18 protein-coding genes are annotated in these 19521 nt (G+C 44.8%); 14 read left to right on the top strand and 4 right to left on the bottom strand.

Features of this window, described 5'->3' with window-relative positions; all coding sequences use genetic code 11:
- Positions 1 to 16 precede the first annotated feature (16 nt).
- From B5G33_RS09365 to B5G33_RS09395, 8 genes are all read left to right on the top strand, one after another.
- Positions 17 to 733, top strand: coding sequence for a transglutaminase-like domain-containing protein (locus tag B5G33_RS09365; RefSeq protein WP_087417465.1), 717 nt, complete (start codon positions 17 to 19; stop codon positions 731 to 733).
- A gap of 98 nt (positions 734 to 831) precedes the next feature.
- A complete protein-coding gene (locus B5G33_RS09370) occupies positions 832 to 1338 on the top strand; it encodes a winged helix-turn-helix domain-containing protein (RefSeq protein ID WP_242974624.1) in 507 nt (168 codons plus the stop codon).
- A 438-nt stretch (positions 1339 to 1776) separates the two neighbouring features.
- Entirely contained in the window at positions 1777 to 2199 is a 423-nt protein-coding gene (locus B5G33_RS09375; protein WP_087417466.1) for a sigma-70 family RNA polymerase sigma factor, read from the top strand.
- Between the two features lie 281 nt (positions 2200 to 2480).
- Positions 2481 to 2690 carry a hypothetical protein gene (locus B5G33_RS21645; RefSeq protein WP_204247363.1) on the top strand — a complete coding sequence of 70 codons (210 nt, stop codon included), beginning with the start codon at positions 2481 to 2483 and terminating at the stop codon, positions 2688 to 2690.
- A gap of 110 nt (positions 2691 to 2800) precedes the next feature.
- On the top strand, positions 2801 to 3031 hold the full coding sequence (locus B5G33_RS09380) for a DUF6870 family protein (RefSeq protein WP_087417467.1): 231 nt from the start codon (positions 2801 to 2803) through the stop codon (positions 3029 to 3031).
- A 135-nt stretch (positions 3032 to 3166) separates the two neighbouring features.
- Positions 3167 to 4804 carry a recombinase family protein gene (locus tag B5G33_RS09385; protein WP_087417468.1) on the top strand — a complete coding sequence of 546 codons (1638 nt, stop codon included), beginning with the start codon at positions 3167 to 3169 and terminating at the stop codon, positions 4802 to 4804.
- Positions 4805 to 6463, top strand: coding sequence for a recombinase family protein (locus tag B5G33_RS09390; RefSeq protein WP_087417469.1), 1659 nt, complete (start codon positions 4805 to 4807; stop codon positions 6461 to 6463). It begins immediately after the preceding gene.
- On the top strand, positions 6448 to 8016 hold the full coding sequence (locus tag B5G33_RS09395) for a recombinase family protein (protein ID WP_087417470.1): 1569 nt from the start codon (positions 6448 to 6450) through the stop codon (positions 8014 to 8016). The genes B5G33_RS09390 and B5G33_RS09395 overlap by 16 nt, the downstream gene beginning before the upstream one ends.
- Before the next feature lie 28 nt (positions 8017 to 8044).
- Here B5G33_RS09395 and B5G33_RS09400 read toward each other — a convergent pair whose 3' ends face one another.
- From B5G33_RS09400 to B5G33_RS21650, 3 genes are all read right to left on the bottom strand, one after another.
- Complete coding sequence (locus B5G33_RS09400) at positions 8045 to 9580, bottom strand: NYN domain-containing protein (RefSeq protein WP_087417471.1); 1536 nt, start codon at positions 9578 to 9580, stop codon at positions 8045 to 8047.
- 362 nt (positions 9581 to 9942) lie between these two features.
- Entirely contained in the window at positions 9943 to 10488 is a 546-nt protein-coding gene (locus tag B5G33_RS09405) for a Uma2 family endonuclease (RefSeq protein WP_087268599.1), read from the bottom strand.
- 118 nt (positions 10489 to 10606) lie between these two features.
- Positions 10607 to 11596 (bottom strand): hypothetical protein, encoded by a 990-nt coding sequence (locus tag B5G33_RS21650; protein WP_204247364.1) that lies wholly within the window; start codon positions 11594 to 11596, stop codon positions 10607 to 10609.
- A 294-nt stretch (positions 11597 to 11890) separates the two neighbouring features.
- Here B5G33_RS21650 and B5G33_RS09415 point away from each other — a divergent pair, with 294 nt between their 5' ends.
- From B5G33_RS09415 to B5G33_RS09430, 4 genes are all read left to right on the top strand, one after another.
- Positions 11891 to 12577 carry a response regulator transcription factor gene (locus B5G33_RS09415; RefSeq protein WP_087269119.1) on the top strand — a complete coding sequence of 229 codons (687 nt, stop codon included), beginning with the start codon at positions 11891 to 11893 and terminating at the stop codon, positions 12575 to 12577.
- A gap of 10 nt (positions 12578 to 12587) precedes the next feature.
- The gene (locus tag B5G33_RS09420) at positions 12588 to 13625 is read left to right on the top strand and encodes a sensor histidine kinase (protein WP_087417472.1); all 1038 of its coding nucleotides are present in this window, start codon (positions 12588 to 12590) and stop codon (positions 13623 to 13625) included.
- A 75-nt stretch (positions 13626 to 13700) separates the two neighbouring features.
- Positions 13701 to 14384: an ABC transporter ATP-binding protein gene (locus B5G33_RS09425; protein ID WP_087417473.1), complete on the top strand. Its 684-nt coding sequence runs from the start codon at positions 13701 to 13703 to the stop codon at positions 14382 to 14384.
- Entirely contained in the window at positions 14381 to 16198 is a 1818-nt protein-coding gene (locus B5G33_RS09430; RefSeq protein ID WP_087417474.1) for an ABC transporter permease, read from the top strand. The genes B5G33_RS09425 and B5G33_RS09430 overlap by 4 nt, the downstream gene beginning before the upstream one ends.
- Before the next feature lie 126 nt (positions 16199 to 16324).
- On the opposite strand, the gene B5G33_RS09435 is transcribed toward B5G33_RS09430, so the two are convergent.
- Positions 16325 to 17020 (bottom strand): Crp/Fnr family transcriptional regulator, encoded by a 696-nt coding sequence (locus B5G33_RS09435; RefSeq protein ID WP_191386042.1) that lies wholly within the window; start codon positions 17018 to 17020, stop codon positions 16325 to 16327.
- A 128-nt stretch (positions 17021 to 17148) separates the two neighbouring features.
- Here B5G33_RS09435 and B5G33_RS09440 point away from each other — a divergent pair, with 128 nt between their 5' ends.
- Together B5G33_RS09440 and hcp are read left to right on the top strand one after the other, a co-directional pair.
- Positions 17149 to 17835: an ATP-binding protein gene (locus tag B5G33_RS09440; protein ID WP_087268587.1), complete on the top strand. Its 687-nt coding sequence runs from the start codon at positions 17149 to 17151 to the stop codon at positions 17833 to 17835.
- 45 nt (positions 17836 to 17880) lie between these two features.
- Positions 17881 to 19476, top strand: coding sequence for a hydroxylamine reductase (gene hcp / locus B5G33_RS09445; protein WP_087417475.1), 1596 nt, complete (start codon positions 17881 to 17883; stop codon positions 19474 to 19476).
- Positions 19477 to 19521 lie beyond the last annotated feature (45 nt).

Here is a 19521-nt window from a genome sequence, read left to right on the forward strand (position 1 = left end):
GAAAGGATATAGCGTAATGGATAGATACATACAGGAAACAAATATGCTTGATTACTCAAATGCAAATATTCAAAAGCTGATACAAGCAAGAGCGTGGCAAAAATTAGATACTTTTGGATGCATAAAAGCTGTTTATAACTTTGTGCGTGATGAAATCTTATTTGGATATAACATAGACGACGCTATCCCTGCGTCTAAGGTTCTGGCGGATGGTTACGGTCAATGTAATACCAAAGGAACCTTATTTATGGCATTGCTTAGAGCCTGCAATATCCCTTGCAGAATACATGGCTTTACGATTGATAAAAAACTGCAAAAGGGAGCGATGACGGGATTGGTTTATAAATCCGCTCCGAAAAATGTGCTGCACAGTTGGGTAGAGGTATTCTTTGACGATGCTTGGTATGAATTAGAAGCCTTTATTTTAGACAAGGAATATCTCTCCAAATTACAACAAATACACAGCGATTGCAGTGGTGCATTTTGTGGTTATGGTGTTGCTGTAAAGAATTTTCATCAACCTGTTATTGATTTTAATAGGAACAACACTTATATCCAAAGCGAGGGTATCAATCAGGATTTTGGTGTATATGACTGCCCAGACGACTTGCTGAAAGAACATCAACAAGAAATGTCATTTATCAAAGCATTTGCATATCGAAATCTGGGGCGGCATCTGATGAACAGAAATGTAAAAAAGATACGAAAAGCTGTAATAATAGAAAAAACGTAAAATCATCATAGAGCCAGACGCACAGACGCAGAGCCGACGAACTTATAAAATAACAAATTTGAAGGAGGTGGTGACATGGGAAATTAGCAGTATTGGATTTGTCTGAAAATGGTCAACAGATCGCGGAAAAGCTGTTGACCCTGCTTAATGACAGACAGCGGCAGGAATTATTAAAATATATTTGTCATAGTCTGGAACAGCCCGTTTCTGCTGTTAAGCATCCATGTGCCACTTCTAATTCCAAAGCTCCCGGATATATAGACAAGCCTTTAACGGAGATTCGAGAAGGCGAACTGTACTTTTGTCTGGAATTGCGCAAGGTCTGTGTTGGTGATATGGAGATCGAATTGACGGTAAAAGAATTTGATGCTCTGTACCTACTTATATCAAACAGAAACCGGATATTGACCTTTGAGACCCTTGCCTGTCAGATATGGGGTGAGGAATATATCGATATTACAGCAAAGACAATCCATAATTTAATGAGCCGTGTCCGTCATAAACTTCAAGTTTCCTCTGATACCCGCAACTATATTGTCTGTGTTCGAGGCGTTGGATATAAATTCAATGCCGAAAATCAAAAGACAAATTTAGGGGAACTTTAGGACAACATGATGATGAAATGTCGATAGAATGAGGAAGTGTCTCTGTATAATGTCCCCATAAACAGGGGGAAATCAACAAATAATATTCTAATCCGCTTGTTCTCCCCCGGATATGGGGGTAAACATGCACATTGGGTTAGTCCGATATTTCTACAGGAAACGACAACGATATAGCCTAATATCTTCTGGTGCCGTAGCTTACAAAGCTGCGGCGCTTTTTGTATCGACACATTTCTATCTTATCCCCCAATGTTCATCAAGATATGCCATTGAGCGCGCACCTGGAACCAAACAGGTATGCGCTCTTTTGCTATATACAAGCAGGACAAGCCTGGAGGACTACTCTGTAGCAGATGGTACTCCCGGCTGCCGCTCCCCGCCCTCTGGTTTCGATTTTGCCAGCTATCAACTTAAAAATCGAAATTGGAGGACACCCTAATGAAAGAGATCAATTTGAGGGATTACTACCCTTTTTATACAACAGATATGATCGTGGAAGTGCCGGACGAGGTTGCCGATTTGCTCTACGAATACAAATTGAGTGAGGCAGCTCATTTCCTGCGTACATACCGGCATAAGGCTTATTTTTCGCTGGACTATGATGCCAATGTTGAGCGTGACGCTCTGGTAATTGTCCTGACGCCTGCGGATATTTTGGAACGGAAAGAAGAAAATGCCAAGCTGTATCAGGCACTTGCCTCTTTGCCGGAGAAACAGCGGAATCGGATTTATGCGCATTATTTTCTTGGCATGAGCAAATCAGATATTGCAAAAGCGGAGGGCATCCATAAGAGCCGAATTACTCGTTCTATCAATGCCGGCTTGCGAAGTCTGGAAAAGTTTTTGAAAGAACTTTCCTGACAGACGGCAACTTTGCCCCCGAAAATGAAATGAATAATAGAGGGACATATTTTCGGCAGGACAAGCCTGGAGGGTGTGGCCGTGTGGCAGACGCCCCGGCACACAGCAGACGTGAATTGTCATAACTGCCCGCCCTCTCCTGTTCTTTGACAACTGAATATACGTTGCCATAGGTACGTCATTCTGTGTTCCGAGCGGCAAATGGGGCGGCGCAATGACAGACAGCTAAGGAGGTGATGCACCGGCTGTCCGAGCGATCCACGCAACCCATTGACCTGGCTGTGGCAGGCCGGGCGCGACAACGACGCAGATCACAATGGTACTTTTTCACAACCTCTCACGGACTTGAAGGGGAGTTCCTGCCCTGTGCGCTTGCTCTGGCAAAGCGGCGGCAATGGCGGGGCTATGATGCGGTAAAGCTGGCCGCAGCCTATGGCAGCCCCGCTCTGCTTGATGCAGGGCTGCCGGGGGGCGTGGCAAATACGGCATAACAAAATCGAAATCAGATACCATGAGCCGGGCCTGCTTCCTTATGGATGGGTCCGGCTTATTCATGTGGTTTTGATGTCACTATATTGCAGAACGGAAAGGAGCGTGTGCCATGCAGGAACCATATACTTTATCAGGACAGAAGGATATTTCTGCTGAACCGCTGGCGGATATTCGCCATGTGTCAGTAAATAAAGACTTATCCAGAGAAGAACGGATCGCCGAGTTTGTCCGGCAGATCAAAGACCCCTACTGCTTCAAGTGTGGCAAGTTTACTGTCCGGGCCAGCTTCGCCCAGGGCGGCGCTACACTGGAAGAATGTTTGCAGGGCGTCTTACGGTAAATTTTTTTGAATTGGGGGCTGCTTTTTCCCGCGGGGAGCGTTATAATATTCTTGGGAAAAGGAATTGAATAACGAATGTACGAACTGCACTCCTTGAATTGCGGGATTTTTCCGCGACGAAAGGAGTGTTTTTGTATGCAGGTTTACAGAGCGATCAAGTATATCCGTCTCTCTTATACGGATGACAAATCAACGGAAAGCGACAGTGTTGCGAACCAAAGAAAACTGATTGATAACTATATCGTCCAGCACCCGGAGATTGAGGTTGTGGACGAAAAGATTGACGACGGTTACAGCGGAGTCCTTTTTGACCGGCCAGCATTTCAGGAAATGATGGAACTTATCAAGGAAGGCAAAGCCAACTGTGTCATTGTCAAGGACCTGTCCCGGCTGGGACGTGAGTACATTGAAACAGGGCGCTATATGCGCCGGGTATTTCCTGCCTATGGGGTACGCTTTATTGCGATCAACGATAATGTGGACACCCTGAATGACACGGGCGACGATCTGACCGTTTCCGTAAAAAACATAATGAATGAGGCGTACAGCCGGGATATTTCCATTAAGACCCGGAGCGCCCTGGATGTGAAGCGGCGCAGCGGCGATTTTGTCGGGGCTTTCGCTGTCTATGGCTACATCAAGACCGGTGACAAGCACAAGCGCCTGGAGGTTGACGAGTATGCCGCCAATGTGGTACAGGACATTTTCAGGAAACGCCTGGAGGGGTTCAGTGCGGCACATATTGCAAATGAGCTGAACCGGCTGGGTATTCTCTCCCCGCTGGCATATAAAAGGAGCCAGGGGATGCCCCATGCAAAGGGAGGATATACAGATAAAAAGGACTGTCGCTGGTCGGCAACGACCATTATCCGTATTTTGCAGGACGAAACCTACACGGGTACGCTGGTGCAGGGCCGGCAGACCACACCCCACTTCAAATTAAAGGAGCGGGAAAACAAGCCGGAAGATGAATGGATTCGGGTGGAGGACACCCATGAAGCGATTGTGGAGCGGCACGACTTCGACCTGGTACAGAGGATCAAGCGGATCGATACCCGGACTTCCCCAAAGGAAAATAAGGTGTACCTGTTTTCCGGTATTCTGATCTGTGGGTGCTGCGGCTGCCGGATGACCCGGAAAACCAACCACTACAAAGGCAGGGAGTATCACTATTACTACTGCCCGACAGGAAAGAAAGGCGGCTGCAATGGTTCCGTCATGCTCAAAGAGGAAGATTTGATTGAGTGTGTCCGGGACAGTCTGAAAGGCCATATTGACAATGTGGCCTCCCTGGATGCCCTTCTCTCAGGTATCAGCCAGGAACGGATCAACCGGGAGCTGGCCCAGGAATATGCTGGGCAGATCGCCGCCAATGAAAAACGCATGGCAAAGATTGAGGGCTTCAAGACAAAGCTCTATGAGAACCTTGTCAGCGGCATTTTGACGAAAGAGGAATTTCTTTCTTATAAGCGCAAGTACAATGCGGATATTGACCTGCTGAAACAGGCCATTGCCGAGCTGAACGAAAAGCTGACCGATGTGCTGGAAAACCGGAGCGAGCGCAACCGCTGGATGGCCCATTTTATGAAGTTCTCCACTCTGGAGGATTTGGACCGCCGGGTGGTGGCACAGCTTATACGTAGCATTACAGTTTTGGGAAAGAATGACCTACATATTGAATTCAACTATCAGGATGAATACCAGAAGGCATTAAAGCTCGCAAAGCAGGCGGCGGAGACCGTTGTGCAGTTCAAGGAAAGGATGGTGGGATAAATGGCAAGAAAGAGCAGAAAGAATCAGACGGCAACGCCGGTGTGCGATACTTCCCTCTATATCCGCACCGCCCTTTATATCCGGCTGTCCGTGGAGGATAACAAAAAGCGCGGACATTCCATTGAGAACCAAAAGCTGGTGCTGGAAAACTTTCTGGCAGGAAGGCCGGAATTTGTTGTTTACAACACCTATGTGGACAACGGCGCTACAGGCACCAATTTCCACCGTCCGGGTTTCCAGCAGATGCTTTCTGATATTGAGGCCGGGCTGATCGACTGTGTGATCGTAAAGGATTTGTCCCGGCTGGGACGCAATTCCATTGATACCGGCTACTATATCGAGCAGTATTTCCGGGCGCATCAGATACGCTTTATCGCCCTAACAGACCAGTTTGACACAGCGGATGCCAGCAACCTTCACGGCGGTATTATGCTGCCCCTGAAAAACATGATAAATGAAGCCTATGCGCTGGACATTGGGCGCAAGATCAAAGCCCAGGCAAGGCAGGCCATGAAAGACGGTGAATACATTGGCGCACGGGCCCCTTATGGCTACCGGAAAGACCCGGAGAACTGCCATAAACTGCTCATTGACCCGGAGGCCGCCGAGGTTGTATTTCAGATTTTCCAGTGGGCTTATGAGCATGTAGGGCTGAATGATATTGCCCGCAGGCTGAACGAACAGGGCATACAGACGCCCAGCCACCGGAAACGTGCCACGGGCGAGATCACCCATGAAAACCTGGTCGGCTCCGGCAAATGGCAGACCCGCACGGTTGCAAAGATACTGGACAGTGAAGTTTATACCGGTGATCTGGTGCAGGGCAAGACAAAAATTGTGGACCACCAGCAGGTACAGGCAGACGAGGATAACCTGATTATCGCCACCAATACCCATGAGGCCATTATCAGCCATGAAGTTTTTGAGGCAGTAAAGGCATACCGCAGGCAGGTGTGCGAAGAAAGCAAGGCACATGAGGTTGACCCTTATACCCCGAACATCTTTAAGGGGAAAGTGTTCTGCGCCCACTGTGGCGGCAGCCTCCATCGGCAGCGCAATAAGCGGAAGAAAGGGTCGGATGTTTACCTGTTCCATTGTCTCACCAAAAGCCGTGTAGACAAGAACGGGTGCCTGGGTGTTTCCGTCACCGAAAAGGATCTGCTCGATGCTGTTGTTGCCATATTGCAGCAGGAATTGACGGTTGCTTTAGGTAATTATTCCTTTGTCTTAGAGGCAGAGGTAAAACGGAAGAAAGAGCGTGATGATCTGAAAGCGGGCATTTCCGCAAAGAAGCAGGAAATTGATAGGAACCGCCGTTTTGTCCGTGGTCTTTATGAGAACTTCGTGCAGAAAGTGCTTACCAGTGAAGAATACTTCACCATGAAAAAGGATTATGAAGCAGCCATTGCCAAACTCTCTGACGAGATCAGCACTTTGGAAAACGGGCTTGCCGTCATGGACGCTCAGCTTGCCAAATATAAGGAGCTGGAACAGGATGCAAAAGTCCTGGAAAAAGATCATACCCTGACCGCTGCCCTGATTGACAGGCTGATTGAGAGGATCGAGATTACCCATGACAAGGAAATCCGTGTGAGCTTCCGCTTCAAGAGTGAATTTGAGGAATATGGAAAGGCGGTGGAACAATGCAGAAATTTGTAATCGCATTTTATATCCGTCTTTCTTTGGAGGACACAAAAACCGAAAGCATGAGTATTCCCAACCAGCGGGCGATCCTGCGGGAACACGCCATGTCGCTGGCGGAATGGGACCGGGCCGAGGTTTTGGAGTTTGTAGACAACGGGCACAGCGGCGCAAATTTTGAGCGTCCTGCCGTTCAGGAGCTTTTGGAAATGGTTCAGGCCGGAAAGATCGACTGTATCATGGTGAAAGACCTTTCCCGCTTTGGCCGTAACAGCATTGAGACCGGATATTTCATTGAGCGGGTATTTCCCCTGTACCATACGCGGTTTATCTCTGTCAGTGATGATTTTGACACCATCAATTTCAAGGGAGATACCGGGGGCATTGATGTGGCCTTTAAGTATCTTATCAGTGAGTGCTACAGCCGGGATATGTCGGTCAAGACGAAAACCGCCAAATACGCAAAAATGCAGCGCGGCGAGTACCAGAGCAAGATTTGCCCCTATGGGTACCGGAAAAGCGCGGATGGACGTATGGAGATTGACGAGAATGTGGCTGAAATTGTCCGCCTGATCTTTCGGTGGGCTGCCGAGGGAACCACAGCGGCGGAGATTACCAGGAAGTTGTTCCGGCGGAATATCCCCACACCTGGAGAATACCGCAAGAGCAAGGGACAGAGCTTCTATGATGTATCGCGGACGCATGGAACATGGAGCAGTTCAACCGTCCTGCGTATGTTGGAGGATGAACGCTATATCGGCACCTATGTCATAGGCAAGCGGGCTGTTACCGAGATCGGCGGGCACCGCATAAGGCTGAAAGATGAAAGCGAATGGTACAAGATACCGGATCACCATCCGGCGATTGTCAGCAAAGAGTTATTCGAGCAGGCAAAAGCCGGCATACGCCGCTTTTCTATCCCAAACAAAAAGCAGCATGATTACCCTCTACGCGGGAAAGTGTTCTGCGGCTGCTGCGACCATGCACTGTCACGGACTACACAATATCCGAAGTTCTATTGTCGGCACTCCCAGGTAAACACGGATTTTGCTTGTCATGGTATGTCGGTCAAGGCGGAGGAATTGGAAACGGCTGTATTTCAGATCATCCGGGCACAGGTAGATACCGTGCTGGGGGTTGATGGAGACGGCAAAGACAACCTTGATTTGCAGGTTATTCAGCAAGCAGAATATGAGAAGAAAGTTCAGGTTTTGCAGGATGCCAAACGGCAGCTTTATGAGCAGTTTGCCCTTGGTGAGATCGACCTGGGCACTTACAAAGAGCAGAAAGCCAGATATGACGCAGAGCTGGTCCGAGTGAAGAATGTCTGCACAATGGCAGCGGCACAGACCAAACAGGCCCAGGCAGACTATGAGGCCAAAGTCAAGCGGCGGGAAATCATAAGGGAAGTTTCCGGGGCCGACAGTCTGACACAATCACTGATTGATGCCTTAATTGACAAGGTGTATGTGTTTCCTGGAAACCGGATCGAGATAGTCTATAAAATGCAGGATGTCTTTAACATTTCAGCAAACAGGGGAACAGGCAATGAAAGCGGCGTTTTACTGTAGAATCGGCAACCAAGTGTTTGCATGTGTTTTACCGGATGAAAGGCACAAGTTGAGGGCCTTCCTTAATGCCGAGCAAAAGCGCGAAGCACAGGAAAGCCCTAAGAGAAATCGCCATTTCAAATTTGAAAAAAGATAGAAATTTTTTTGTCGTGGGCTTGACATACGGGTGCCGAAGACAATGGGAGTGGAATAATTTGTTGCCGAGTTCATAATGAACGACTCTTGCACAATATTTAAAAGAATCCGGAGTAAGCAGTTCACCATTCTCTTTTACACAAAGCGGCATGATCTCTTTATAAGGAACATTCATATCTGACCGGAACTGAGCAAAAGAGTTATCTGGGAGCAGGTAGGTCTTAACATAATATGGACCATATTTCAGCTTATTTATTTTGCGTTGCCGTATCTCGTTTTTCAGCTCCTGCTCCAGAAGATTGCCTATTTTGATGTGACGGTAGGATTCATATTTAGGAGGTTTTAAAAACCACGTTTTTGAAACTTTGATCATTTGCCCTTTGATGTATAGTTCATGCTTCTGAAAATCTATATCTTCATTCAGATCAATAGCAAAGGTCTCACCTATGCGGATTCCGATGTTATAAGGAACAAGCAGCGATAAATAAAAACCACGATTATTTGAAAAACGTTCCAGGATTTTTTGAAATTCTTCTTTGGGGCAGACATATTCTGCGTGTTCCTTCGCTGTAACATCAACAGGTACTTTTCCAATCTTAACTGAATTACAGGGGTTTGACTTAATATATCCGAGCGGATGTATCGCGTAATTCATAGATGTTCGAAAGCATGACAGTACACTTTTGATCATACCTTTGGAGTACCCTTTAATTTTCAGATCATCTGTCCATTCTTGAACTTTATCTGTGGCATATTGAAAATTATTCAGTTCATATTTACCGAAACGGGGCTTTATATGTAGTCTGATTTCATACTCATAACGATTATATGTATTGTAGCTGTATCCATGATCGATATTTTTCTTGACTGCGTTCTCTAGCCAATAATCAAGATAATCAGCTACACTGATTTGTTTTGGAGAAAATACTCTTCCTACATTTTTGTATTCTGCTATTGCCGCCGCCCTGGCCTCAAGGGCTTCCTTTTGCGTCCGGAATCCTCCTTTCTCTATTTTCTTCCGCTCTCCATTAATCTTTGCGGTATCAAAATAGTAAGACCATGTTTTACCTCTTTTTCTTACACCTTCTGCCATAAAATCATCTTCTTTTGTATGTTGCGCCGGCGCAATGACCGGCATTTTAGGGTATAAAAATAACAGCCAGGGAGCTTTTGTTCTCATTCCATCTATATGCTCAAACAAATCTTCTTTGATTGGAGAACGCATTGGGTCTAAAATAAAGTCAATACCCTCCCTTCGAGCTTGCTTAGCTGCGGGGACGAAATCACTATCGCCTGATATTAGAATTATCTGATCAACTTGTTTTTTAAAAGCAAGAGATGCAATATCAATTCCGATACGCATATCCACACCTTTTTGGGAAACGGATAACATAAAAATTATACGCGCGTTTTCTATAAAAGGCTCCATTAACCAATATTGCAGTTCTTATCATAAAATATTCTCCTTTATAAAAATACCCCTAGGCTCATCACATCCCTTATGGTGGGAGGATTACTGCTACGGGTACACTTTCATGGATGGTTATGCAAATACACGATTGCGAAACATTCTTTAATTACATCATAAATGTGATGTAATTAAAGAATGCCCTTAGTGGTAAAAAATCAATAGAAATAGAGAAAAATTCACAAAAAATTAAAATCTTTGTGTTTAGACAAAAAGCATTATATATACACTAAAACCTTTTGCTTAAAATAGAATTTTCTGAGTCGCGTATATCTTCGGATATTCACTTGGCCGCTCTGGTGTTGCCGCACCGGGGCGGTTTTTTATTTCAGCATATCTGTAATACAAATTATCAGATCTTTAAAGATCTTAGAGCCAATAAGATCAGAGAAAGAATACTGAGTAGAATCTTCTGTACCTTCAAAAGAATAAACCTGTACTGTTTCTTTCATCGGATTTACGATCCAGTATTCCTTTACACCAGCAGTGCGATATTTCAAAAGTTTGGTGAGATAATCCATGCGCTGGCTACTTGGTGACACAATCTCAATGATCCAATCTGGAGCACCGCTGCACCCTTTGTCTGTAAGCTTATTTTTGTCACATATTACACTGATATCCGGCTCTACATAGTTTTTATCATCTTCATTCAAAAACACAGCAAATGGGGCAGGATAGACTTCACAGGAACCACCCTTGCCGGAGATATGGTTTCCGATAACCCGGCTTAATTCTTGGAGGATTTTTTGATGGATCCTGCTGGGCGGCGCCATCATATATAATTTTCCGTCAATCAACTCTCCACGTTCACCATCTGGAAGCGCATAGATATCTTCGATAGTATAAAGCTTTTCTTTTGGCAATGGCATAGCGTCACGTCCTTTCTTGAATAAAACAAGTGCTCCCTGAGACACATCGTTGAGAGGTACGGGAGCTTTTGATAATTACAGTATACACAACCTTTCAACTGAATACAAATGATTTTCTTTACATGGCAGATTTCAATGGCAGTCTATGATATTTACTGCCAGTTGCAGAGAGCCACACGGAAGCCTCTTGTGGTTGTTGTGCGGCAGCCTGAGCAGCAGCTTGTTCCTGAGCAATTCTTGCCTGTTCTGCGGCTTGCGCTTCTTGTTCCGCTTTGATTCTGGCTTCTTCGGCTGCTTGCGCTTCCTGCTCGGCTTTTATCCTTGCTTCTTCTTCTGCTTTAGCCTGAGCTTCCTGCTCGGCTTTAATTCTTGCCTCTTCTTCCGCCTTGGCCTGAGCTTCCTGTTCAGCTTTAAGCCTTGCTTCCTCTTCAGCTTTGGCTTTTGCCTCTTCGGCCACTTTGTCAGTTACGGAGATTTTTACCGTGTTGCTGTCTATATCATGGTTAGCAGTAAAGAATAATGCAGCTTCTCCAGGTTCCTTGAATGTGATAATAGCTTTACCATCTGTATAGTTAAGCTCTGCAATATCATTGGAAGAGAGTTCAAGCGAAGTTATCTCAGCATCTGAAGGAGAAGTCGTTATTTTTACTTCTGCTGTTTCCGATACATCAAAGGTATCTTTTCCCCAATCAGCATATATACTCTCGGGAGAAGTTGATGATGATCCGAGCAACGCAAAAACAATCAAAGAAGTTACAAACACTGCTGTTGAAATTGCTATATTTCGTCTTTTAGTACCATATAAGTCTTTTTTAATAATAAAATATATCAAAAATCCAATTGCTGGAATCCAGGCAAAAGAATATAGAGCGATAGCAAAACAGATAGCTAAAAGAGCAAGAAAATAAAATAAGCATCCACGTTTCTTTTTATTATTTGGATTATCTGGCGAAGTATTTAATCCAGGGTTGCCTTCCGGAGGAAGAGGCGGCGGATCAGAATCTTTATTTCCGGAAGAAGTTTCGGTATAATATAAACCAGTTCCGGGGATTCCTACACTTTTGGTTTTCTTACCCGTGGAGCTTACCGTATAATCTGATACTTTCATTCAATCATTTTCCTCTACAAATGAAAATCTATCGTTGATTCAATTATAACACATATTGCCCCGGAAATGGACGGCTTTTTTATGGGTAAAGGAGAAATATGAAATTAAGCATATTAACGAATATGATGAAAGGTTGTATTGAAAGTCTCTGATATTGGATGCATTCTTGTTCAATTCTCAAGAAGGAATTATAATATAAGGCTGGAAGAACATGAAGCATTTTAAAGTGACTCACAAGATATGTCTGGATAGTTACTGCAGTGGAGGTTAAAAATGAACGAGAATGGTAAAAAAATGAAACGCATTTTTTTTGTAGAAGATGATTTGAGTTTGATTAACGGATTATCCTTTGCTATTAAAAAGCAGGGATATGAGATAGATGTTGCCCGGACGGGCCTGGAAGCAGAAAAATTATGGATGAACTGGAAGTATGACCTGGTTATTTTGGATGTGACACTTCCAGATGGTTCAGGGTATGATATCTGCAAAAAAATACGCAAAGTTTCAAAAGTGCCGATTATGTTTCTTACTGCGGCAGATGAAGAAACAGATATTATCATGGGGCTTGACATAGGAGGAGACGATTATATTACAAAACCCTTTAAACTTGCAGTATTTCTTTCAAGAGTAAATGCACTTTTACGCAGAAGCGAAAATTTTAATCAGATGGAGACAGAGCTAAGCTCTAATGGGATTACGATACAACGGCTGAAAGGTGAGGTGTACAAGAATGGAAAACAAATCGATCTGACGGCAAGTGAGTATAAGCTGCTTTGTCTGTTTATGGAAAATCCGAATCTGATCCTCTCGCCGGAACAGATATTGAGCAGACTCTGGGACTGTGATGAAAAATACATTGACACCAATACATTGACCGTATATATTCGCAGACTGCGTAAGAAAATTGAAGATGATCCTGCTAATCCCCATAACATAGTTACAGTCCGCGGCATGGGTTATAAGTGGAATGTCATAGAATGAGGTACGGGCCATGAGAATACTGGTAAATCAAAAAATTAAAAGGCTTTTTTCCTGTGTATTGATATTTTTTATCTTATTTACAGCAGTTTCTGTTATCAGTGTCAGCCTCAGAGTTCATTACGCAGCATACTGTGTACTGCTCTCTTCTCTGGCTATGGGAATTGCTGTTTTCGTATCCATGTATTTATATTTTCGTGACCAAAACAAGATTATGGAAGATGCGGTTTTGCAGATTAAAGATTACATTTCCGGAGATCGGAACGCAAGGATTGCGTGTGACGACGAGGGAGAACTGTATCGTTTGTTTCATGAAGTGAACTCCCTGGTTTCTATTTTGAATGCCCAAGCGGAGAATGAAGGCCGTTCAAAAAAATTTATGAAAGATACGATATCGAATATTTCTCATCAGTTGAAAACGCCTCTCGCCGCACTGAATATCTATAATGGAATCCTGCAGGAAGAGGCGAAGGATATACCCACAATTCACGAGTTTATGGAGCTTTCCGAACAGGAACTTGACCGGATTGAAACTCTTGTACAGAACCTGTTGAAAATTGCAAAACTGGATGCCGGAACAATCGTAATTGAGAAAAATGTTGAAAATGTTACTGAAATGATAGCATATATAGAACGTCATTTTGCTTATCGGGCTGAGCAGGAGAAAAAGACACTTTCTTTTTCAGGTGACGAAGCAATTACCTTGTCCTGTGATCAGAACTGGATGCTGGAAGCGATCAGTAATATTGTAAAAAATGCGTTTGATCATACAAAGGAAGGGGCAGTAATCCGTATCGAATGGAGAAAATTTGCTTCTATCGTACAAATAGTCGTGCGAGACAATGGCTGTGGCATCCATCCAGAAGATCTGCCATATATTTTCAAGCGGTTTTACCGCAGCCGTTTTTCAAAAGACAAGCAGGGGATTGGATTAGGTCTTCCGCTGGCAAAGGCAATTATAGAAGCCCATAATGGAACTATCGAAGTTGATAGTGAATTAGGAGTTGGCACGACTTTCACTATGAATTTCTTAATTCCTACAAAATTGTAGGCTGGAAGTCATTTGATTGTAGGGTTGACGTGCTACTCTTTCTATATCAAATCAGAAAGAGGTGTATGAGATTAAATGAATTTGTTAGAAGTCAAAAATGTTTCTAAAACCTATGGAACAGGAGAGGCTGCAGTTCATGCACTGAAAAATGCCACATTCTCTGTTCCTAAAGGTGAATTTGTTGCAATTGTTGGAGAGTCCGGATCTGGGAAAACGACCTTACTGAATATGATAGGGGCCCTGGATACTCCTGCTTCTGGTAAAGTGTTTATTGACGGAAAAGACATTTTCTCAATGAAAGAGCGTAATCTGACGATTTTCCGCCGCAGGAATATCGGTTTTATTTTCCAGAGTTTTAACCTGATCCCGGAACTGACGGTTGAGCAGAATATCATTTTCCCGGTCTTACTTGACTATCAGAAACCAGATAAAAAGTATTTGGAAGAGCTGCTGAGAGTACTGGGGCTAAAGGATCGGCGTGACCATTTGCCCAGTCAGCTTTCCGGGGGACAGCAGCAGCGTGTGGCGATAGGGCGGGCGCTAATTACTCGTCCTGCGCTGATTCTTGCCGACGAACCGACGGGAAATCTTGATACACAGAATACCAGCGAAGTCATCGCTTTGTTGAAAGAAGCGTCTCGGCTGTATGAGCAGACCATTGTAATGATTACTCATAGTCAGAGCATTGCTCAGACAGCAGATCATATTCTGCAAGTATCAGATGGTGTCGTGAATGATTTTGGGAGGTGTCGAGAATGAGAAGCTATTTAAGTCTGATCCCAATCTCTGCCAAGGTTCACCGGCGTCAAAACCGCATGACATTGCTTTGCGTTATTTTCGCTGTATTCATGGTTACAGCTATCTTTAGTATGGCGGAAATGGGGGCCAGAATGGAGCAGTCCCGTCTCTCAGAAAAACATGGAAATTTTTCTCTCCTTAGCAGCTTGCTAGATTCCAGCATGGGGCAGACACTGCTGATGACAGCGGGAGTAATGTTTCTGTTGGTTCTTATTGCCGGAGTGCTGATGATTTCCAGCAGTATGAATAGCAGTGTTGCTCAGCGTACCCAGTTTTTTGGTATGATGCGCTGCATCGGTATGAGTAAACAGCAGATTATCCGTTTTGTACGGCTGGAAGCATTGAACTGGTGCAAGATTGCCGTTCCTATTGGCCTTGTTCTAGGTATTTTGGCATCGTGGGCATTATGTGCCGCCCTAAGATTCCTTGTCGGGGAAGAGTTCTCGAATATTCCGTTGTTTGGCATCAGCATCATTGGAATTATCAGTGGTATTTTGGTCGGCGTGATCACAGTCCTTCTGGCCGCAGGAATCCCGGCTAAGCGAGCAGCTAAGGTATCACCTGTTGTAGCTGTTTCGGGAAATCCTGAGCCGGATAAAATGAGCCGTCATTCTGTTCACACAGGTTTTTTCAAAATTGAAACGGCATTGGGGATTCACCATGCAGTAGCTGCAAAGAAAAACTTATTTTTGATGACAGGCTCCTTTGCTCTGAGCATCGTCCTATTTTTAAGTTTTTCTGTTCTGATTGATTTTGTGGATCATCTGATGCCTCAATCGGCGGCTGCTTCTGATATTGACATTTCAAGTAGTGACGGTACCAATACTATCGACAGCGATATGGCACAGATGCTTACTAATATGGAAGGTGTCAAACAGGTCTATGGACGCAGGAGCAGCTTTAATGTGGCTGCCGGGCTGGAGGGTGATACGACTCTTTCCAGCACCGTAGATCTTGTCTCCTTTGATGATTTTGACCTGAAAGCTCTCCAAAAAGACGGAACGCTTCGCTGGGGCAGCGATTTGTCCAAAGTTTATGGTGACAGCGGATATGCTCTTGCGACATGGGACCGGAAAAGTCCTTGGGACATAGGCGATACCATCCTTGTTGGAAACGAGGAGATTACGATTGCCGGTCTGTTAAAATATGATCCATTCAGCGGGGATGGCCTGACGAAAGGAAAGATTACACTGATTACATCAGGAGAGACATTTACCCGATTGACCGGAATTACAGACTATTCGCTCATTATGGTCCAAACAACCTCCAATGCCACGGACGAGGATGTTGCCGCAATTTGTCAGATCGTAGAGGAAAACGGTTATACCATGAATGATAAGCGGGATCAACGCACATCCGGCACTTATTTTGCCTTTGTTGCCTGCGTTTATGCTTTTTTGGGCATTATCACACTGGTTACAGTACTGAACATTGTCAACAGTATCGCTATGAGCGTATCGGCCCGGATCAAACAGTATGGTGCTATGCGGGCGGTGGGGCTGGACGGGCATCAGATTTCAAAAATGATTCTGGCAGAAGCTTTTACCTATGCCTTTTGGGGCTGTGTTATTGGCTGTATGATCGGCCTGCCGCTCAGCAAAATCTTGTATGATTTCCTTATCATAAACCACTTCCCCTATGCGGTTTGGAATCTGCCAATCGGAGCGCTGGCAATTATTGTGTTGTTTGTCATTGCTGCAGCGGTGCTGGCCGCATATTCTCCGGCTAAACGGATACAGACGATTTCAGTGACAGAAACTATTAACGAACTCTAAGGAATTCAAAACAAGAAAAAATGCCCTTTGGGACACATCGCTGAGAGGCACGGGGAAAAGTTAAAATTTTTGTGCTTAGACAAAAAGAATCACATTTTCTGCATTGGCAGTAAAAGGGACAGAGCTTTACAGGAAGGAGGAATCCGTCTCATTGCTGACAGGGCCGTAAAGTTCAAAATGGTTTCTCTTTGTGTTCAGCAGCCCTTCTTTCTGGAGCTTTGACAATTCTGCGGACATAGCAGCTCTTTCTACACAGAGATAATCGGCCAGCTGCTGTCTGTCATAAGGAATATCAAAGGACAGTTTTCCCTGGCGGATGGATTCAGAGGAAAGATAAGACAGAAGTTTTTCCCTCGTTGTCCTTTTGCTCATATGAGTGATCTTTTCATTGAACAGTAATACTTTGCCTGCCAGCACAGCTACCAGGTTCCGGATCAGTTTGTTGTGGTGCTGGCAGACAGTAGGGCAGACGGACAATAGCCGGTTAATATTCAGCATCATAAGTTCACAGTGCCCGCAGGCCACTACATTCACATTGAGAACAGAGCCTGGAGTGGCGGCATAGGGCTCTGCGAAAAAATCTCCCTCTTCGATTTTAGCCATGATATTTCTATGTCCCCACAGATCTTCCTGGATCACGAGAACAGAACCTTTCAGCACAAGGCCCATGGCCGAAGTGCTGTCCCCTGCCCGCAATACATATTCCTGATTTTCTTTGCAGTATACTTTTGCATCTACACACTTCAAAATGGAAAGAATTTCTTCTTCCGTCATTCCTGCGAAAAAAGGACAATTTTTCAGTACAAATAAATATTTTTTCAAAAAATCTCCTCCTTGTTTGAAATCAAACATACATGTTGAAATTAAAATACTATAATGGCACTGTAAAGTCAAGAATACAAATTCATCTGTGTATCAGTACACAAGACAGTATATAGGTGGTGGTATATATGAAAAGAAGAATTATCTGTATAGACCAGGAAAAATGCAATGGCTGCGGCCTTTGCGCCGAAGCCTGCCACGAAGGGGCCATTGCCATGGTAGAGGGCAAGGCGAAACTTATGCGGGAGGACTACTGTGACGGACTGGGAGACTGTCTGCCTGCCTGTCCTGTGGGAGCCATTTCCTTTGAAGAAAGAGAAGCGGCTCCTTACGACGAGAAAGCAGTTATGAAAAATAAACTTTCAGGAGGCTGTCCAGGCAGCCAGTCCAGGGATATCCTTCATAAGGAAGGACCGGGAGATAAGGGACCTGTTTCTGCTCCATCAGTTTCCAGGCTCAGACAGTGGCCGGTTCAGATCCAGCTTGCGCCAGTAAATGCCCCTTATTTTCAGGGAGCGAAATTACTTATCGCAGCAGACTGTACGGCTTATGCCTATGGGGCCTTCCATGAAGATTTTATCAAGGGACATGTAGCTCTTATCGGCTGTCCGAAACTGGATCATGCAGATTATGCCCGGAAGCTGACAGAGATCATTAAGAACAATGATATCAAGAGCGTTCAGATTGTCCGGATGGAGGTTCCCTGCTGCAGGGGATTGGAACAGGCGGTAAAAACAGCCTTAAAAGACAGCGGAAAATTTATCCCCTGGAATGTAGCGGTCATATCCATAGATGGAAACATTGTGGATGAGTGATAGAAAATAACAAAAAAGATAACAGCAGAAAAGGAGAATAAAGAGATGGATAACAAAATGTTTTGCTTTCAGTGTGAACAGACGGCAGGCTGCGCTGCCTGTACAGGAAATGCAGGAGCCTGCGGCAAGAAGTCAGAGACAGCAGCTCTTCAGGATGAACTGACAGGAGCTCTTATCGGCCTGGCCCGGTCAGTCAGAGGAGATGCGCAGCCAGATGAAAATACTTATCAGCTGATCATCGAAGGCTTATTTGCTACTGTGACAAATGTGAATTTTGACGACCAGGCTATTTGTAAAATGACAGAAGCAGTGCGGAAAGAGAAGGAAAGACTGATTCCTCAGTGCAGCAGCTGCGGCTCTCCCTGCGGACAGAATGAGGAATATGATATGAAAGAGCTCTGGACAGAAGAGGAAAACATCCGTTCTCTGAAATCCTTGATCCTTTTCGGTATCCGGGGAATGGCGGCTTATGCTTATCATGCCCTTGTTTTGGGATACAGAGACAACGAAGTAAATGAGTTTTTCTGTGAAGCCTTATTCCGGATAGGCTATGAAGATACTGTAGAAAAGCTCCTTCCTGTTGTGCTGAAAGTAGGAGAGATCAACCTGAAATGTATGGCGCTTCTGGACAAGGCTAATACAGAAACTTATGGAGTTCCGGCTCCGGTGACAGTTCCGCTGAAAGTGGAAAAAGGCCCCTTTATCGTTGTGACCGGACATGACCTGAAAGATCTGAAACTGCTTCTGGAACAGACAGAGGGAAAAGGGATCAACATCTATACTCATGGAGAAATGCTGCCGGCCCATGGTTATCCGGAACTGAAGAAATATCCTCACTTAAAAGGAAATTATGGTACTGCATGGCAGAATCAGAGAAAAGAGTTTGACAATCTGCCGGGAGCTGTTTTATTTACCACCAATTGTCTTATGCCCCCAAAAGACAGTTATAAAGACCGTGTATTCACCACAGAGGTGGTAGGCTTCCCAGGCGCAGTTCACATAGGGAAAGAAAAAGACTTTACGCCTGTTATTGAAAAAGCACTGGAGCTTGGAGGATTTGAAGAGGACAAAGAATTCACAGGCATTAACGGGGGAAGGGAAGTGACTACCGGTTTCGGACATTCTGCAGTTCTCTCCAACGCCGGAAAAATCGTAGAAGCAGTGAAAGCAGGGAAAATTCGGCATTTCTTCCTGGTAGCCGGCTGTGACGGAGCGAAACCAGGCAGAAATTATTACACAGAATTTGTAAAACAGACACCGAAAGACAGTGTAGTGCTTACTCTGGCCTGCGGAAAGTTCCGGTTTAATGACTTAGATCTGGGCGAGATAGACGGTATTCCAAGACTCATTGACATGGGACAGTGTAACGACGCCTACGGGGCAATACAGGTGGCAGTAGCTTTGGCAGATGCCTTCGGCTGTTCTGTTAATGAGCTTCCTCTTTCTTTTGTTCTGTCCTGGTATGAACAGAAAGCGGTGTGCATCCTGCTGACGCTCCTTCATCTGGGAATTAAAAATATCCGCCTTGGCCCGTCCCTGCCGGCTTTTGTATCCCCGGATATTTTGAACTTCCTGGTGGAGAATTATCAGATTGCTCCGATCACAACCCCAGAGGAGGATATCAAAGAACTTCTGAAGTAGGGAAAATAACGGATGTACGGAAACTGCTGTACAAAAGATAGCTGC

It is taken from the genome of Blautia sp. An81 (assembly GCF_002161285.1).
GTDB lineage: Bacteria > Bacillota > Clostridia > Lachnospirales > Lachnospiraceae > Blautia > Blautia ornithocaccae.